This is a genomic window from Candidatus Pelagibacter sp. HIMB1782 (assembly GCF_052047475.1).
Taxonomy (GTDB): Bacteria; Pseudomonadota; Alphaproteobacteria; order Pelagibacterales; family Pelagibacteraceae; genus Pelagibacter.
Window position 1 is genome coordinate 226,010 of record NZ_JBNAKE010000002.1, and the last position, 17,943, is coordinate 243,952.

General features: G+C 31.6%; 21 protein-coding genes. 16 read left to right on the top strand and 5 right to left on the bottom strand.

Features of this window, described 5'->3' with window-relative positions:
• The first annotated feature begins 1 nt into the window (after nucleotide 1).
• From ACTTAO_RS05750 to ACTTAO_RS05760, 3 genes are read left to right on the top strand one after another with little or no spacing between them, the layout of a single operon-like run.
• A complete protein-coding gene (locus ACTTAO_RS05750) occupies nucleotides 2–1,663 on the top strand; it encodes a hypothetical protein (protein WP_440691347.1) in 1,662 nt (553 codons plus the stop codon).
• A 1-nt stretch (nucleotide 1,664) separates the two neighbouring features.
• Nucleotides 1,665–2,276, top strand: coding sequence for a DUF3726 domain-containing protein (locus ACTTAO_RS05755; RefSeq protein WP_440691349.1), 612 nt, complete (start codon nucleotides 1,665–1,667; stop codon nucleotides 2,274–2,276).
• Nucleotides 2,269–2,436 (top strand): hypothetical protein, encoded by a 168-nt coding sequence (locus ACTTAO_RS05760; protein ID WP_262590424.1) that lies wholly within the window; start codon nucleotides 2,269–2,271, stop codon nucleotides 2,434–2,436. The genes ACTTAO_RS05755 and ACTTAO_RS05760 overlap by 8 nt, the downstream gene beginning before the upstream one ends.
• On the opposite strand, the gene ACTTAO_RS05765 is transcribed toward ACTTAO_RS05760, so the two are convergent.
• From ACTTAO_RS05765 to ACTTAO_RS05785, 5 genes are all read right to left on the bottom strand, one after another.
• On the bottom strand, nucleotides 2,433–2,978 hold the full coding sequence (locus tag ACTTAO_RS05765; protein WP_440614125.1) for a hypothetical protein: 546 nt from the start codon (nucleotides 2,976–2,978) through the stop codon (nucleotides 2,433–2,435). The two genes, ACTTAO_RS05760 and ACTTAO_RS05765, sit on opposite strands and share 4 nt — an antisense overlap.
• Nucleotides 2,979–3,128: 150 nt before the next feature.
• Nucleotides 3,129–4,487 (bottom strand): aminomethyl transferase family protein, encoded by a 1,359-nt coding sequence (locus tag ACTTAO_RS05770; RefSeq protein ID WP_440691351.1) that lies wholly within the window; start codon nucleotides 4,485–4,487, stop codon nucleotides 3,129–3,131.
• Nucleotides 4,480–5,208, bottom strand: coding sequence for a methylenetetrahydrofolate reductase (locus tag ACTTAO_RS05775; protein ID WP_440691353.1), 729 nt, complete (start codon nucleotides 5,206–5,208; stop codon nucleotides 4,480–4,482). The genes ACTTAO_RS05770 and ACTTAO_RS05775 overlap by 8 nt, the downstream gene beginning before the upstream one ends.
• A 57-nt stretch (nucleotides 5,209–5,265) precedes the next feature.
• Nucleotides 5,266–6,153 (bottom strand): ABC transporter permease, encoded by an 888-nt coding sequence (locus ACTTAO_RS05780; protein WP_440614127.1) that lies wholly within the window; start codon nucleotides 6,151–6,153, stop codon nucleotides 5,266–5,268.
• A 54-nt stretch (nucleotides 6,154–6,207) separates the two neighbouring features.
• Nucleotides 6,208–7,218, bottom strand: coding sequence for a glycine betaine ABC transporter substrate-binding protein (locus ACTTAO_RS05785; protein ID WP_440691355.1), 1,011 nt, complete (start codon nucleotides 7,216–7,218; stop codon nucleotides 6,208–6,210).
• Nucleotides 7,219–7,491: 273 nt separating this feature from the next.
• Between ACTTAO_RS05785 and ACTTAO_RS05790 the strand changes: the two genes are divergently transcribed.
• From ACTTAO_RS05790 to ACTTAO_RS05850, 13 genes are read left to right on the top strand one after another with little or no spacing between them, the layout of a single operon-like run.
• Nucleotides 7,492–8,679 (top strand): aromatic ring-hydroxylating oxygenase subunit alpha, encoded by a 1,188-nt coding sequence (locus tag ACTTAO_RS05790; protein ID WP_440691357.1) that lies wholly within the window; start codon nucleotides 7,492–7,494, stop codon nucleotides 8,677–8,679.
• Between the two features lie 11 nt (nucleotides 8,680–8,690).
• Nucleotides 8,691–9,731: a homocysteine S-methyltransferase family protein gene (locus tag ACTTAO_RS05795; protein ID WP_440691359.1), complete on the top strand. Its 1,041-nt coding sequence runs from the start codon at nucleotides 8,691–8,693 to the stop codon at nucleotides 9,729–9,731.
• Nucleotides 9,731–12,136 (top strand): GcvT family protein, encoded by a 2,406-nt coding sequence (locus ACTTAO_RS05800; protein ID WP_440691361.1) that lies wholly within the window; start codon nucleotides 9,731–9,733, stop codon nucleotides 12,134–12,136. Before ACTTAO_RS05795 ends, ACTTAO_RS05800 begins: the two co-directional genes overlap by 1 nt.
• The gene (locus tag ACTTAO_RS05805) at nucleotides 12,136–12,771 is read left to right on the top strand and encodes a class I SAM-dependent DNA methyltransferase (RefSeq protein WP_440691363.1); all 636 of its coding nucleotides are present in this window, start codon (nucleotides 12,136–12,138) and stop codon (nucleotides 12,769–12,771) included. Before ACTTAO_RS05800 ends, ACTTAO_RS05805 begins: the two co-directional genes overlap by 1 nt.
• Nucleotides 12,768–14,003, top strand: coding sequence for a M24 family metallopeptidase (locus ACTTAO_RS05810; RefSeq protein ID WP_440691365.1), 1,236 nt, complete (start codon nucleotides 12,768–12,770; stop codon nucleotides 14,001–14,003). Before ACTTAO_RS05805 ends, ACTTAO_RS05810 begins: the two co-directional genes overlap by 4 nt.
• Complete coding sequence (locus ACTTAO_RS05815) at nucleotides 14,003–14,413, top strand: AAA family ATPase (protein WP_440691367.1); 411 nt, start codon at nucleotides 14,003–14,005, stop codon at nucleotides 14,411–14,413. Before ACTTAO_RS05810 ends, ACTTAO_RS05815 begins: the two co-directional genes overlap by 1 nt.
• A complete protein-coding gene (locus ACTTAO_RS05820) occupies nucleotides 14,410–14,784 on the top strand; it encodes a cytidyltransferase (protein ID WP_075506148.1) in 375 nt (124 codons plus the stop codon). Before ACTTAO_RS05815 ends, ACTTAO_RS05820 begins: the two co-directional genes overlap by 4 nt.
• Nucleotides 14,785–14,790: 6 nt before the next feature.
• Nucleotides 14,791–15,642 carry a HalD/BesD family halogenase gene (locus ACTTAO_RS05825; RefSeq protein WP_440691369.1) on the top strand — a complete coding sequence of 284 codons (852 nt, stop codon included), beginning with the start codon at nucleotides 14,791–14,793 and terminating at the stop codon, nucleotides 15,640–15,642.
• Nucleotides 15,643–16,422 (top strand): enoyl-CoA hydratase, encoded by a 780-nt coding sequence (locus tag ACTTAO_RS05830; RefSeq protein ID WP_440691371.1) that lies wholly within the window; start codon nucleotides 15,643–15,645, stop codon nucleotides 16,420–16,422.
• A gap of 2 nt (nucleotides 16,423–16,424) precedes the next feature.
• Nucleotides 16,425–16,625, top strand: coding sequence for a hypothetical protein (locus ACTTAO_RS05835; RefSeq protein ID WP_440618199.1), 201 nt, complete (start codon nucleotides 16,425–16,427; stop codon nucleotides 16,623–16,625).
• Between the two features lie 4 nt (nucleotides 16,626–16,629).
• Nucleotides 16,630–17,064, top strand: a complete 435-nt coding sequence (locus ACTTAO_RS05840; protein WP_440651635.1) for a CoA-binding protein — start codon at nucleotides 16,630–16,632, stop codon at nucleotides 17,062–17,064.
• Between the two features lie 4 nt (nucleotides 17,065–17,068).
• Nucleotides 17,069–17,488 (top strand): YeeE/YedE family protein, encoded by a 420-nt coding sequence (locus ACTTAO_RS05845; RefSeq protein WP_440691373.1) that lies wholly within the window; start codon nucleotides 17,069–17,071, stop codon nucleotides 17,486–17,488.
• Complete coding sequence (locus tag ACTTAO_RS05850; protein ID WP_440691375.1) at nucleotides 17,485–17,904, top strand: DUF6691 family protein; 420 nt, start codon at nucleotides 17,485–17,487, stop codon at nucleotides 17,902–17,904. The genes ACTTAO_RS05845 and ACTTAO_RS05850 overlap by 4 nt, the downstream gene beginning before the upstream one ends.
• Nucleotides 17,905–17,943: the final 39 nt, after the last annotated feature.

Below are 17,943 nucleotides of genomic sequence, written 5' to 3' on the forward strand. Positions count from 1 at the left end.
TATGCAAGTAGAACTAAGAGACCCAAATACTATTATGAAGTTATCTCGTTTGGGATCTTTTCATCAATCTAAATTATCTTTTTTAAGAAGTTTTTTGAATGAATTTAAAGACTGGGAATATAAACAAGATTTGTTTAATTTAGATGAAAATGGTTATGGTGAGGCAGTATATTCGTTTAAAAAAGACAAAAGAGTTTATTCTTTAGTTTGTTTTGCAAATCATATTAAAGATGAGGAAAGATCAGACAGAGTTATAGCTACTAAATGGGATGCGGCTTTTACTCTTCATGATGGAGTACCAGGTAAAAAAGATATTGAAAGATTGAAAAATGAAGTTCCCAAACAAGAAGTTGGAAGACTTTCTTATAAAGAACTTACATTATCAAGAGCGAATAAATCTGTACGATTATTTAATCATGTAACAGAGAGTTTAAGTCAAGGATTACAACCAGATTTAAATTTATTGTCAAAAGTTGGTTATTTATACAGAACTACTGCTGTTTATGGATCTGGTAAATTTGGTTTAGCAGATAGGTTTAGAATAAAAAATCGTGAGGAAATTAACGGACCATTTAGATTAGAAATGATGCTGGTTTATCTTGTAAGACAGTTCACTTTTGACCAAGTAAATCATGTTGCTTATCATAAGAATCCAAAAAAAGCAGTCAAACTAGACGAGCGAATCTCTAAAAATCTAGGTATTGGAAATTCTACTGGATTAGGAATGGCACCTTTTATTGTTAATCATCCAACACTTTTAAATAACTGGATCTTAAGTAGAGAAATAGCTTTAAAAAAAATTAGAGAAATTCAAAATGTAAATAAAAAGGATAGTGAACTTTTTATTGATTGTGTAAAAAAATCACTAACAAACATTACAAGTTGGAACACTGATAGTGAATATCAAAAAAAAAAAATTAATAATTTACTAAAAGATGTTCAAAAATTTTTGAAATTCATTGAGAATGATTTTGATTTTATAAGAGAATATCCTTTCAACAGTATTTATAAGTGGCTTGAGAAAGAAACATGTGAAGAATGTATTGAATACATAGTATCCATCATGATGGAACCATACAGTGAAATAACTGAACCTTTAGTAAAAGAAATGAGCTCTGATGAAGAAAAATATTTTAACATACCAACTCATCGGACTGTTGAAGATTTAAGAAATATAATTGAGAAAAAATATCCAAATATATTAGAAATAAATTTTGAAAAAAAAGAAAATAATCAAAATTTTTGGTTTATCTCAAAAAATAAAGAAGAGCCAAGATTAGCCGATAGATTTGAAGAACATGGTTCTGAATTAGAACAACCTTTAGCCATAGCTAGGGATATAAAAAAACTTTACGAAATATTATTGGTTTCTAAAAATAGTCAAACCGTATCTGACTTTTTAATAAAAAACTCTGATTTAAGACATGTTATTAGAAGGGTTTTTATAGTTGAAAAATTTCCTTATTCAGAAATTCAAGATAATACAATTGGTAAAAACATAATGCCTATAGATATGTTGAGATTGAAGCTATCTTTCTTTGGGGCGTTAAAATTTGACCCAAGATCTGACAAGTGGTTAAGAATTTGTATGTTTCAAGGAGCACCATTACCTCATGAATTAAAAAATTATGATGAGCAGTGGGTTTATAAAACCAACATTTAACATGAAATCATTAAGTGAAATCGAAACCACTGTTAAAAGAGCAACTAAAGCTAGCGGATATTCATGGGGAATTGCTGAAGAAACAGCAAAGAGCGTAAGACTATTAGAGTCCTTTGGTCTTCCAGGTATTAAACATATAAATAAATATTTTTCTCAAAGGAAAGAAAATAGTTTTCAAAATTTAAATTTAATATTAGAAAAAAATCAACCTCCAGCAAAATCTTATTGTCCAATTATTCTTGGAGTTAGTTTTTTAGATCAATCAAAATCTCTAGAATTCTTAAAAAAAATTGAATTAAATAATGTTGCTTACCCTTCAATATTTTTAGCTTTTGTAAGTAGAGCATCAGAAATTATTGGTAAAAAAATTCATATAAATCTTGATAAAAAAGAAATTATTTTAAATCTAAATTTAAATATCTATTCTAATATTCCTAATAACGAATTTCCGTCTATTGCAAATCATTTAGAGATCAGTTTTCTAGAAAATATTGATAACTTTACGGAGGAAGAGTGGAAGAATTTGTATAAATTATCTGAAGATACTTTTGTTGAAGAATCTGAGAGTTTAAAACAAGGTGGGGCAGGTGCAGGCCTAACAGATAATGACTGATAATTTTGATGAAATTAAGGATCAAGATAACAGTGAAGATTTAAATAATATTTGTGATGAGTGTAAAGAAGAGGATGAGAGTGTATCTCAAAATTTAATCTTAACTGGTTTTAAAATTTGTAAATCTTGTAGAGTTTCAAAGACTATTTTTCCAATCTAGCTAATCTGATTGGTTGGAAGCATATTCATTCTACTCATCACGAACGTGATTGATAGAAAAGCTATTATCAAAAAAGATAATAAGACTATACCAAAAGATTTAAAATTAGATTTTAAATTTAAAATTTCTTTTGTTGAAATGATTAAACCTGCAAAAATCCAAAATTGAGTAAGAAAAATTATAGGTATCATTAAATCTGGAGTTACTGCAAAAAATCTTAGTAAACCAGGAGCATGAGCAAAACCAACTGCGGTTAAAACTTTTTTAAATGATACTTTGGTTTGTTTATCTGGAAAAAGTTTAACACCTATTACAAAAATAAAGATCGCCCATATCAACCAAGTGACAATTGCTGTTAGACCCGACATTCCTATTGCTGTTTTAATGACAGTGTTAGCTGCTACTGCGCCAGCAACTCCATCTAAAATCATTATTAAGCCTGCAAAATATATGGAAGCTTCACCAAAATTTCTGTTATCAGAATAAAGTGTTTTATCTAATTTTATTGATTTGAAAACTATATTTAAAAATTCACCAAACATTAATTTTTATCTCTTTTATTTTTTTGAGCTTTATATGAAACAATTAATGGAAATACTATTAAAGCAATCGCAATAATAATGCAAATTGCTATTAAAAACCCTTTTGTCATTGAAATTTGGGGGAGTTTAAATAACTCCCCCTAAATAAACTTAGCCTTTTACAACTTCTCTTGTGTTTGCGTTGAAAGACTCTTTGAATGGAATATCCACTACTACAGCATCAACAGGTGTTCCTGGAGTTTCTGAATATTCTGCAGGTAGATGAACTTTATATTTAGTTCCTACTTTTCCTTTTGGAAAACCATTTGCATTTAATGTTCCATCAAAAGGAACATATCCCATTGCAATGTTTGTTTTCTTTTCAGGATGCCACCATGGTGATGTTAAAAATCCAACTGGATCTCCACCACTTTCAGGAGAAACTAACCAAAAGTCAGGCGCATAATTATCAATAGGTTTACCACCTAATTCCATACCAACTAGTTGGAGTTTGTATGGTTTTTTGCCTGCTTTTAATTCCTCTTTCATCTTTTCTAGTGCAGCCTTACCAACATAATCAGCGGTTTTGTTCCATTCTCCTTTTCCAGACAAAGAAACTTGATAACCCAAATTACATTGGAACGGATTGTGTTGTTGATCCATGTCTTGTCCCCATGAAAGAATTCCTGCTTGAATTCTTCTGTGGTGAGCAGGAGCAATGACCATCAAGCTGTGTTTTTTTCCAGCTTCAAGTACAGCATTCCACATATCTTCAGCATATAAAGTAGAGTTTCTTAAATAAATTTCATAACCAGCTTCTCCCGAGAAACCAGATTGTGAAATCACAACATCTCTACCACCAACTTTTGCTTCAGCTAATCCGTAGAAAGGCATATTATCGAAATCTACTTGATCTCCGCATAAATCTTTCATTAATGCTTTTGATTTAGGACCTTGAATTTGAACTGGGCTCACATCAATTTCTTCAATTTTACAATCAAATCTTCCATCTGCATTTACACCTTGAAGATATAAACCAATATCAGAATCTGATAATGAAAACCAAAATTCATCTTTAGAAATTCTTAAAAGAATTGGATCATTTAAAACTCCACCATAAGCATTACATAGGATTACATACCTCGCTCTCATTGGCGAAATTTTAGTTGCATCTCTAGTGATCACATAATCAGTAAATTTTTCTGCATCTGGACCCTTAACTCTTATTTGTCTTTCAACAGCAACGTTCCACATTGTTACATGGTTTACGATAGCATCGTATTCAACCATAGCTCCACCATCTTCAGGTTTTACATAACCTCTTGGGTGATAAATACGATTGTATACAGTTGCTCTCCAACAACCTGCCTGCATTGATAAATGCCAATAAGGTGATTTTCTTACCCTTGTTGAAATTAACATTTCAACTTTTGTTGGCCCACTTTGTCTTAAGTTGTATGGTACTTCTCTGTCTGACTGATCAACAGAAGTAACATGTTTTAATTTAGTATAGTCAAATTCATTAGACATAACTATTCTCCCTCAACCACTTGTTAGTTTCCTTCAAGCCGCCGAATGTATAAATGTGGAAGTTATCAGTGTGCGATTTAACTTTCCCAATTAAATCATTAGGGTCTTTAGGTTTCAATAAATCTAACGCCTTACTAAAATTAGATTTAAGAAAGTTTAAGGAATTTTTTGCCCCAACAATATTAGCAAATTTAATTAAGCTAGATATTTTTAAGGGCCCAGTAATTCCAACATGCACTGGTACGCTTTGTTTAGAAATAAAATCAATAATAGGCTGAGGATCTAATAACCATTGAGTTACTATATAATCAGCGTAAGGCTTTTTATCTATCATTGCTTTTTCTAAATCTGTGTCGGATATATCAGGACTCCCTTCAGGATGTCCAGCTATTCCTATTTTCATTTTTTCAAAATAACCTGTTTCTAAAAGTTGAAATGAACTATTAAATTTTCCAAGAGGCTCTCTTCCTCCTCCAATAATTAAAGCTTGTTTGACGCCTGCATCTTTACATCGTGTAACATAATCCTTAAGCTCATTTTCATTTCCCATAGATCTTGCTGGAAAATGTGGAACTGGATTAAATCCTTTTTTTACGAGCTCAGCTGCTTTATCTGCAGTTTCTTTATAATCTCCTCCTGGAAGCATAGTGATATAGACATCACTTAATGGAGGTACAGTTTCAAGATCTGTTTTAGGACCTATCTCCAAAGAAAAATTCATAATTCGGATCTTTATTGATTTTGAAATATGAGTCTAGAAAATTCGTTTGAGCCAAAGTTACTTCTTCAGCTGACCTCTGTGCTTTTGAATTCTTTGTCCGTACTGCTGAGTGACCCTGTCGAAAATAATTGCTAAGGCTACAATTGCTAAACCATTCATCATTCCTAGTGCTAAATATTGGTTAGAAATTGCTTGTAAAATAGGCACTCCAAGACCTTTTACACCTATCATAGATGCAATCACAACCATTGCTAAAGCCATCATAATTGTTTGGTTAATCCCAGCAAAAATTGTTGGAAGTGACAATGGAATTTGAACAGATTTAAGTTTCTGCATTGGAGTTGCTCCAAATGCCTCACTTGCTTCAAGAGTTTCTTTATCTACTTCTCTAATCCCCAGATTGGTTAGCCTTACTATTGGAGGTAAGGCATAAATACAAACAGCTAAAAGCCCTGGAACTTTTCCTATACCGAGTAGCATGATTATAGGAATTAAATAAACAAAACTTGGAATAGTTTGCATCATATCTAATATAGGTAAAATTGCTTTTTCTGCTCTTGAAGATTTAGACATTAAAATTCCAATTGGAATCCCAACTACAATACAAACTAAAGTCGAAACTGATATAATGGCAACTGTAGCCATACAGTTTTTCCACATACCAAAATAACCAATTATCAAAAAGCAAACAATCGTTCCAATAGTTAATTTTATACTTCTTGAACCTATCCATGCTAATATTGCAAAAACTGCAATAACGATTGGCCAAGGACTATTTACTAAAAGTTTTTCTAGCCAAATTAAAAAATATAATAGGGGATCAAAAAAACCTTCTATCCCATCACCATACGCTCGTGAAAATTCTTTAAAGCTAAAATCAATACCTTTTTTTAACTCTCTTAAGGCTGTCCTATCCATTACTGGAATTTTAGTAAAGAAATCCATAAATTTTTTTTTAAAATCGAACCCGCCTTTCAACGGGTTCGATAATTTTATTTATTAAAGTGCTTTTTTAATTTTTGCAGCAGCGTCACTTGAAACCCACTTAGACCAAACACCCTCTTGTGTTTTTAGGAATTCAATTGCAGCGTCAGCACCTTCTGCTTGGTTTTCACCCATCCAAACCAACATACCGTTCATCACTGGACCAGGATAAGTTCTTTTTTTGAAATAATCCATACCAGAACTTCCAGCTGTGTTTTTGAAGTTATCTGTTACGATAGTGAAAACTTCTGATTTAACCCATGAAGTTTTTTTAGGGTCAGCACATTCTTGTTCTGGTAAAACTATACAGTTATCCCAGTTATCTTTACCACCCCATTCACCCATGTCTACAGCTCTCATATCATATTTTCCGATTAAAGCTGTTGGTGACCAATAGTAACCAAACCAATTTTCTCCTCTTTCAGCAGCTTTAGCAATTGAACCATCAAGTCCTGCAGCAGAACCGGTTTCAACAATTGCCCAACCTTTTTCTTCCATGCCCCAAGCTCTAAAATGGTTTCTGTTACTTAATTCACAGTTCCATCCTGGAGGGCAAATGTGGAAGCCACCTTTTGAAGGATCCTCAGGGTGAGGGAATAGATCAGGTCTTTCTAAAATTGCAGCGGCAGTTGTTAGCTCAGGATGCTTTTCTAAAGTAGCAGGTAATACCCACCAACCTTCACCTAAACCAGTGATTGGAGCTTTATTGATTGAATGCATTTTGCCTTCATCAACAGCTTTGTTCAAAGCAACTATTGCAGCGTTAGCCCAAAATTCTGGAGCAACATCTGGCTCACCTTTTTCTTGCATAGATGTAAATGTAGGCATTGTTGCACCTGGCACCAACTCCACAGAACATCCATAACCTTCTTCTAATATAATTTTATCAACTTCAGCCATAAAGTTTGCTGAGGCCCAGTTCATATTAGCGATAGTTATATTTCCACAAGCAGCATTAGCTATACTTCCAAAAGAAGTAAGACCAAAAACAACGGCTAGGGAAAGAAGTATTCTTTTAATTTTCATTATATCTCCCAATATTTGATTCATTTAAAAGTCAAATTGAACATATTGAGAGAAATATTGCAAATTAAATTCAATTTTAAGTTGAAGTCAAATTGTCTTTAAATATGCATTAAATTTAGTTATGGTTTTTAAATGAAATTTTCAGCAAATTTTTTTTTCAAAGAGTTTGTTTATATTTTAAATTGTAAAACAGTTTTTCAGCAAATCATTATTAGAGAGTCGTAATTTTTAAACCCTAAATTAATTTTTTAATTAATTAATTAAAGGAGGTTTATGAATTTAAATAAAAAATTATCAGACATCTTAGATCCTAAAAAAATAGAAGTTGTTAAAAACCCTATAGAGAAAGCTCATGGGTTACCCAATGAGTGTTATTTGAATCATGATTATTTAGAATTTGAAAAAGAAAAAGTATTTAAAAATAATTGGACGATGGTTGGTGTTGCAAGCTCTGTTCCAAATCCTGGTGACGCAAAGCCTTTTAATCTTTTAGATATTCCAATATTGATAGTCAGAAACAAAGAGAATGAAATAAAAGTTTTTCACAATGTTTGTAGTCACAGAGGTTTCAAATTAGTTGACCAAGAATGTAAATTAAAAAATGTAATAAGATGTCCTTATCATTCCTGGTCATATGATTTTAATGGCAAATTAACTGTTACTCCTCATATAGGTGGGTTAGGAAAACATGATGTAGGAGGATTTGATAAAAATAATAGCAACCTGAAAGAAATAAAATCAAAAGTTTGGATGGATTTAATCTTCATAAATATTAATTCTAATGCAAAACCATTTGAAGAATTTATTAAACCCTTAGAAGATAGATGGTCTAAGTTTATTTCTAAAAAAGACCAACAATCAATAAGACATGCTTCTGACAATGGTTACTTTAATATGATCGTAAATAGTAATTGGAAATTTGCTATTGAGAATTATTGCGAAAGCTATCATTTGCCCTGGATACATCCAGAGCTGAATAGAGTTTCAAATATTTCAGATCATTACCACATAGAGGATGAAAATTTTAATTTTTCAGGACAAGGAAGTAATAAATATTCACAACAGTTCGATGGGAATATAAAATTTAAATGTTTTCCAAATTGGCCAAGTGATGTATCTGAAAAATCTGAATATGTATCATTATATCCAAATGTAATGCTAGGAATTCACATTGACCATTTTTATGCGTTTTGGTTAGAACCAATTTCAAATAATCAGACAAAAGAGCATTTTGAATTATATTATATTGGAGACGAAAGCGCTTCGAGCGACGAGTTTAAAGGGATAAGAGAAAAAAATTTTGCATTTTGGCGAGAAGTTATGAACGAAGATGTTACTGCAATAGAAGGAATGCAAAAAGGGCGAAGTTCACCGGCTTACAATGGTGGAAATTTTTCGCCTGTAATGGATACGCCTACTTTGATGTTTCACAAATGGGTTGCAACAAATTTAACAAAATGAAAGGATAAATTATGAAAAAAGATTTAATTACAAGGTTAAATGAGGGTCCTATCATGTGTGCAGAAGGATACCTTTTTGCAATGGAAAGAAGAGGTTATCTTTCAGCAGGTCCATTTGTTCCTGAGGTTGTGTTGGAGCATCCTGAAGTAGTAACTCAATTACATAGAGAGTTTATCAGAGCTGGTTCAGATGTAGTTCAGGCATTTACTTATTATGGTCATAGAGAAAAACTAAGAATAATTGGTAAAGAACATTTATTAGAACCAATGCAAAAAGGCGCTCTTAAAATTGCAAAAGACACTGCAGCTGAATTTAAAGATTTAGATTTGATGGTTTGTGGAGATGTTGCAAACACAAACGTATTTGATCCTGGTGATCCTAATACCCACAAACAATGTCAACAAATGTATGAAGAACAAGTTGCTTGGGCAAAAGAGGCTGGAGTTGATTTTGTTATTGCCGAAACAATTAGTTGGACTGATGAAATGAAAATTGCTTTGAAAGCAATCAAAGACGCTGGGCTGATTGCAGTTTGTAATTTTGCAATTCCTAGAGGCGATAAAACGAGAGAAGGACATAGTGCTGAAGATGCATGTAAGATGATGGAAGATCTAGGCGCCGATGTAGTAGGTCTAAATTGTTATAGAGGACCAGAGATGACAATGAAACTTTTAAAAAAAGTTAGAGACAAAGTTTCTTGTCACGTATCAGGGCTTCCAGTTCCATACAGAACTACTGAGGAAGAACCTGGTTTTTTAAATATTACCGATCATGGTTGTGATTGTATTCCTGGTGGGAATGCATTTCCCGTAGCTTTAGATAATTTATTTTGTAACAGATTTGAAATGGCAGAATTTGCAAAAGATTGTGTTCAGAATAAAATAAATTTTATTGGTATATGTTGTGGTGCTGAAGCTCATCATGTCAGAGAAATGTCTGTTGCAATTGGTAAAAAACCAATTTCAATGAAATACATGCCAGACATGAGTAAACATTTTCATCATGGTACTGATAAATCTTTAAAAAAAGTAAATAAAGAAATTAAATATTAATGGAAAAGCATGCCAAAGTTGTAATCATAGGTGGTGGTGTCGTAGGATGTTCTATTCTTTACCACTTATCAAAATTTGGATTAAAAGATTGTATTTTACTTGAAAGAAACGAACTAACATCAGGTTCTTCGTGGCATGCTGCTGGAAATGTTCATGTAATTTCTTCTGACCCAAATATCTCTCGGATGATGGCTTACACAATTGGTTTATATAAAGAGATTGAAAAAGAGTCTGGTCATTCAACAGGATTTAAACCTAGTGGAGGTTTTTACTTAGCTTCAAACGAAGTATGGGCTGATTATTTAAAGAGAGAAAGATCAAAAGCAAGATACATGGGGCTTGATCAAGAGTTTATTTCTTTAGAAGAAGTAAAAAAGAAACATCCGTTAATTGATCCGTCTAGATACTTGTTAGCATTATGGGATCCTATTGATGGTGAAGTTGATCCATCAGGAGTTACTTATGCTTTTGCAAAAGCTGCAAAAGTTCATGGTGGAAAATATTACACCCACACTGTCGTAAAAGACACAAAACAAAAAGAAGATGGAACCTGGGATGTATTTACTGAAAAAGGAAACATTAATGCTGAAATAGTAATTAATGCGGGTGGTTTGTGGGCAAGAGAAGTTGGCCAATTAGCTGGACTTAATCTTCCAGTTCAGCCAATGGAACATCATTATTTGATTACTGAACCTATTCCAGAAATTGAAGCAATGGGAGATCAACGATTGCCTATCGGAACAGATTTTGAGGGAAATATTTATTTTAGACAAGAGGGAAAAGGTATGTTGCTTGGAACTTATGAACCAAAATCAACTCCTTGGAAAGTAGAGGGAACTCCAATGAATTTTGGACATGAATTACTTGAGCCAAAATTAGATAATATTGAAGATCGATTAGCAATTGGGTTTGAGAGAATGCCAGCGCTAGAACGTGCAGGTATAAAGAATATAGTTAATGGACCTTTTACTTTTGGTCCAGACGGAAGTCCTCTTATAGGTCCAGTACCTGGAATGAAAAATTATTGGGTTGCAGTTGGTGTTATGGCTGGATTTTGCCAAGGCGGTGGTGTTGGAAAATGTATTGCTGAATGGATTATTGACGGAGAACCTTCCATTGATGTTTGGGCAATGGATGTTGCTAGATTTGGAGATTACGCTTCACCTCAATATGGAACAATCAAATCCTCAGAAAATTATGAACGAAGATTTATTATGACATTTCCTAATGAAACTTTACCAAAAGGAAGAAAACAAAAAACAACAGCACTTTATGATCGTTTTGTTAATCAAGGAGCTGTGATGGGAGATAGTTTTGGATTAGAAAATGTTTTGTGGTTTGCAAATAATAAAGAAGATGCTCATGAAGATCCAACGATAAAAAGATCAAGATCGCATGATTATGTTTCAAAAGAAGTTATCAATGTAAGAGAGAATGTTGGCTTGATTGAAGTTGCAAATTTTTCAAAACATGAATTCAAAGGACCTGATGCGAGAAAATTTTTAGATCACATAATGGCTGGAAAACTTCCTAAACCTGGAAGAATATCTTTATCACCAATGTTATCTTATAGAGGAAAATTGTGTGGAGATTTAACTGTTGCTTGTTTGGATGAAAATGAATTTATGGTATTTGGATCTGGTGCTGCTCAAGAGATGCATAGACGTTGGTTTGAAAGTCACTTAGATAAATTTAATTTAAATTATAAAAATAGATCTGATGAGTTTCATGGATTGTCAATTGCAGGACCTAATTCAAGAAAAGTTTTAGAGAAAATAGTAAGAGATGATGTTTCAAATGAAAAATTTAAGTTTAGAGACTCTAGAAGAATGTTTGTTGGTGGAGTTCCTGCATTAGTAAACAGAATTTCATTTACTGGAGAACTTGGTTACGAAATATATGTAGCACCTCATTATCAATTAAAATTATACGAAGAACTAATTGAAGCTGGAAAAGAATTTAATATTAAACCCTTTGGTGGAAGAGCATTAATGTCGATGAGGCTTGAGAAAAATTGGGGAGCTTGGACATTAGATTATAGACCAGATTTTACCGCTAAAGAAACAGGATTAGATGTTTTTATCAATTGGGATAAAGAATTTATAGGTAAAGAAAGTGCACAAAAGGAAAACTCTTCAAACAAACTTATACCTTTAATTGTTGAAACTAATGATATTGATGTAACAAATAATGAAGCTGTTATGAACGGAGATCAAAGTATAGGTTACGTTACTTCAGGTGGTTTTGCACACTTTGTAAACAAGAGTGTTGCCTTTACTTTTGTAGATCAAGATAAATTTAAATCTGAAAATAAAGTGCAAGTAGAGATAAATGGAGATTTATTTAATTGCTCAATTATTAAAGAACCACTTTATGATCCAAGTGGTCAAAAAATGAGAAGCTAATGCCTGATCAAGACAAAGACGTATCTAAAAATTTAAACATTTATAAATTAGATAAAACACAAGACGTAATGAATTATTACGCAGATTGGGCTGAAAATAACAAATATAATAAAGACATGATTGATTGGAATTATACAGGTCCAAAAGAAACAGCTGCAGCTTTTAAAAAACATCAGCAAAATAAAGATGCATTAATACTCGATGCGGGTTGTGGTACAGGGCTAGTTGCGCAAGAGTTAGAGAAATTTGGATTTAATAATTTTCATGGAATAGATTTATCTCAAGATCTTTTAAATTCAGTTCCAAAAAATCTTTACAAAAAATTAAGTAAATTAGATTTAAATAAAGAAATTCCTGAAGCAGATAATACTTATGATAGTGTGTTATGCGTTGGAACCTTCACATTTGGTCATGTCAAAAATAATGCTTTAGATGAGTTTTTAAGAATCACTAAGTCAGGTGGTTATATAGGTTTCACTATAAATGAGGGTATTTTTAAGAAATATAGTTTTGATACTAAAATAGATCAATTTAAACAGAACAAATTGTGGGAAGAAAAAGACTTCTTTAAATCAGATTACATTGCTAGTAAAAATGTAAATGCATGGTTAGGAATTTATAAAGTTACAAAATGAGATTTAGTAGAAAAATAGCTCCAGAATTTAAACCAAAACAGAATTTTATTACCAAAAAAAGATTAAGAGAAGACGAAATAGATTTTGATAAACTAAGATCGTATCGTTTAGATAGAGTCAGGAAAGAGTTAGAAAAAAATAATTTAGAAGCATGCTTTTTATTTGATCCAGTAAATGTTCGATATGCATTAGACACAGTAAACATGAGTGTTTATAATATGCATAATTTAACTCGATACTGCTTTGTTCCAGTTAATGGCCCCGTAATTCTTTATGAATATTTTAATTGCGAAAAGTTATCTGAACATCTTAATCTTATAGACGAATTGAGACCTGCAATAACTTGGGATTATTTTAGTAACGGTGATCAATCTGAAGCACAATTAAAAAAATGGATTAATGAAGTTAAAGATTTATCTAAATCATATTTTAAATCAAAAAAAATTGCCATTGATGTTTTAAATGGTCCTGCAGTTTCAGCGTTAAATAAAGAACAAATTCAAGTGGTTGATGCTAAATTAATTTTAGAACAAGCAAGGGTAATTAAATCATCTGAAGAAATTAAATGTATGAGATCAGCAATAGATGTTGCTGAAATGGGCATTGTTAAAATGAGAGAACAATTAAAACCAGGAATGACAGAAAATGAATTATGGTCAATTCTTCATCAAACAAATATAGAAAATTATGGCGAATGGATTGAGTGTAGATTGTTAGCATCAGGAGAAAGAACAAATCCTTGGATGCAAGAATGTGGAAACAAAGTTATTCAATATGGTGAACTAGTTGCTTTTGATACTGACATGGTAGGACCTTATGGATACTGTGCAGATATTTCTAGAGCGTTTGTAGTTGGTAATAAATTTAATGAGGAACAAAAAAAATTATATTCAATGGCTGTTGAACAAATAGATTACAATTCAAGACTAATTAAAGATGGTTTATCTTTTAAAGAATTCACAGATAAATCATGGGTTTTACCTGAAGATTACTACCCTAATAGATACTCTGTAATGGTACATGGAATAGGCCTTTGCGATGAGTGGCCTGCAATTAGATATCCAACAGATGGTGGTGAACGTAGTGGAACGTTTCAAAAAAATATGACAATAACAGTTGAGAGCTATATAGGTAAAGTAGGTGGCAAAGAAGGTGTTAAGCTTGAGCAACAATACCTAATTGGTGAAAATGGACTTGAATTAATGTCCCATCATCCGTTAGAAGATATTTAATGAAAATTATTTTAGTAATGGGATTACCTGGTGCAGGTAAAACAACTTTAGCAAATGAAATGGCACCTCTTTTAAATGCTAAAAGATTAAATGCTGATGAAGTCAGAAAAGCTGCTGATGATTGGGATTTTTCAGAAGAAGGAAGAGTAAGACAAGCAAAAAGAATGGCTGAATTTGCTCTCAAATTAAAGGCAGAGGGTCATTATGTAATTGCAGATTTTGTTGCTCCTACACCAGAGGCAAGAAGTTTGTTTCCAGCAGATTTTAGAATTTGGGTAGATACAATAAAGAAGGGTAGATTTGAAGATACTAATCAAATGTTTGTTAATCCAAAAAACTTTGACTACCATGTAACAACTCAGGATGCTAAGAAATGGGCACCATTAATAATTGAGGAGATTAAAAAATGACATATCAATGGGATAATAAAAAACCAACAGCACAAATGTTAGGAAGATGGCAACCCTTTCATGATGGACACTATAAACTGTTTAAAGAGATAATAAAAAAAACAGGACAAGTCTGCATCCAAATAAGAGACGTACAAGGTGTTGATGATAATCCATTTGATTTTGAAACTGTAAAAAAAAATATTGAAGAAAGATTAAATCCTGAATTTGAAGGTCAATTTAAAATTATGTTGGTTCCTAATATTACAAATATTTGTTACGGAAGAGGTGTTGGATATAAAATTGAGGAAATAGTTTTAGATGAAGAAACTCAAAAAATCTCGGCAACTAAAATTAGAGCTCAAATGAGAGAAGAGGGTAAATTAAAATAATTTTTAATGAACGATAGATTAAAAACTATTGTCGATTTAAAAAGATATCCTATTCACGATTTAAATTCTCCAATCATTAAAAATTTAGTAAAAAAATGTAAGGAAGAATTAGACCAATATAGTTGTTCAACTATCCCAAATTTTATTTTGCCTAAATCTTTAGAGGTAATGAATTCAGAATTGGAAAAACAACTTGATGAAGTTTATATGTCAAAAGAAAGCATCAATGCATATCTTTATGCTAAAGATGATCCAAGTTTACCTGAAAAACATCCAAAGAGAAATTTTATGGAAAGGTATAATGGATATTTAAATTCAGATTGCTTTCCAAAAAATTCAGAAATGAAATATCTTTATGAAACTGAAGAACTTTTAAAATTTGTTTCTGCATGCTTAGGTATTTCCCCTATTTATAGATGGGCAGACCCTTTGGCCTGTCATGCGTATAATGTTATGAAACCTGATGGAATTCTTCCTTGGCATTTTGATAGTTGTGAATTCACTCTAAGTTTGATGATACAGAAACCTGAAAAAGGAGGTGTTTTTGAATATTGTCCAAATATTAGAGCGCCAGGAAACGAAAATTTTGATGAGGTTAAAAAAGTTTTAGAAGGAGATCGATCAAGAGTAAGACAGCTTAAATTAGAACCAGGAGATCTTCAAATTTTTAAAGGAAGATTTACTTTGCATAGAGTAACAAAAGTAGAAGGTCAAAAATCTAGATATATGTGTATTCCTGCTTATGTCTTAGATCCTTATAGAGTAAATACCCCAGAACACTCAAAAGCAATTTATGGTAAAGTTTTACCAATTCATATAGAAAGAAATCAAGCTAGATCCGATGGATTAACTGATTAAATGACTAGTAATATTAAAATAAAGAGAATTAATTCTGAGATTTCATCAATAATAATTAATGAACCAAAAACATACAATTCTCTTTCATTTAAAAATCTTTCCGATTTATTAAAATCATTAAAAAAATTAGATGCTGATAAAAAAACTAAAGTAATAATCATAGAGGGTGCAGGTAAAGGATTTAGCGCTGGTCACAATCTAAAAGAAGTTAGAAGTCTTAAGAATAAAGATAAATATCAAAAGTTATTTAATCTTTGCTCCAAGGTTATGTTGCAAATTGTTGAGGGAAAAAAACCAGTTATTGCTAAGGTTCATGGTGCAGCTTTTGCAGCAGGTTGTCAGTTAGTTGCAAGTTGTGATCTTGCATATAGTACTAAAGACTCATTATTTGCAACACCAGGTGTAAATATTGGATTATTTTGTAGTACACCAATGGTGGCGGTTAGTAGAAAAATTAATCGTAAACCAATGATGGAGATGCTTTTAACAGGAGAACCTATCAAAGCAATTTATGCAAAAGAAATTGGTTTAATAAATGATCATTTTTCTAAATCAAAATTAAACGATGAAGTTTTAGAAGTAGCAAAAAAAATTGCATCCAAATCTAATTTGACCATTAAAATTGGAAAACAGGCTTTTTATAAGCAATTAGAAATGCCTTTAAGAAAAGCCTATGCGTACACTAGCAAAATGATGACTATTAATATGATGGCAATGGATGCCAAAGAGGGTATTTCGGCCTTTTTAGAAAAAAGACAACCAAATTGGAAACATAAATAATAATGAAGAACAAAAAAAATATACTCATTATTTTATTTGTTATTTTTGGAATGTACTTTGTATTAAATTTTAAAGATCATAATTTAAAAAGAGCAGTGGATGCTTGTATTGCAGGAAGTCAAAAATTATCTGAGACTAAAATTACTGATTTGGAAGAAGCAAGAAAATTCTGCGAGGAACAAATTAAAAAAGAAAACAAATAATAAAATGAGCGACATAAAGAGGATTTTAGAAAATTCTAAGTCTATAGCAATGATTGGTGTCAGTAATGATTTAAAAAAACCCTCAACTATTGTAATGAAATATATGCAAGAATATGGATATAAAGTTTATCCAGTTAACCCATCAGCTAAGGGTAAAAAAATTTTAGGTGAGGAAGTGTATGCTTCGATAACAGAGATTAAAGATCCTATAGACATTGTAGATGTTTTTAGACCTTCTAAAGAAGCCTTTGGTATAGCTGAAGATACAGTGAAAATTGGTGCTAAGGTATTATGGTTACAACTTGGAATAAGAGATGAAAATGCCAAGTCACTTGTAGAAAAAAATAATATAGAATATATAGAAAACAAATGTACCAAAATGGAATATCAAAAATTTTTTTTAAAAGTAAGACAGGCTTTTCCTGTTTTGAGTAATTAATTTTATGAACATAGTAAATTTTACACCAATACCGGCTTTTACTGGTGGATTGATAATTGGATTAGCAGTAGTGGTATTTTTTTTACTGAACGGTCGTTTAGTAGGAATAAGTGGTATTGCAAGTAATGCGTTAACAGAGAAAGAAAATAAATTTGATAATTTATTATTCTTGTTAGGTTTAATTATTGCACCATTTATTTACTCCTTATTTTCTAATGGAGGAATAAACATTAGTATTTCTAATTCTTATGTCTTGATGATAGCAGCTGGTTTGTTCGTTGGAATCGGAACACGGATCAGTGGTGGTTGTACAAGTGGCCACGGTATAAGTGGTATTGGAAGATTTTCTTTAAGATCAATTGTTGCAACAATTACATTTATGATTGTTGGAATATTAACTGTATTTGTAAAAAATTTATTATGAACAAATTAGCTTCCCTTCTTTCAGGTATAATATTTGGTATCGGTTTAGTGATATCTGAAATGGTTAATCCAGCAAAAGTATTAGGCTTTTTAGATTTATTTGGAAATTGGGATCCTTCTCTTGCATTTGTGATGATGGGAGCTTTGGTTGTTTCGTCTCCTTTGTTTCATATAATTAAGAAAAAAGAAAAACCATTACTTGCAGAGAAATTTAATTATTCAAATAACAAAACAATTAATAATCAATTAATATTAGGTTCAGCTTTATTTGGTGCTGGATGGGGTTTAGGAGGATTATGTCCTGGTCCAGCTATAACTTCTGTTGCTTTATTGAATATTTACTCAATAACTTTTGTTGTTTCAATGTTTGTAGGATTTTACTTAGTTAAATCATTCAATTTAAACTCCCCAAGATAAATTTATATTTTTTCTTAATTGTTTATAATGAGTAAAAAT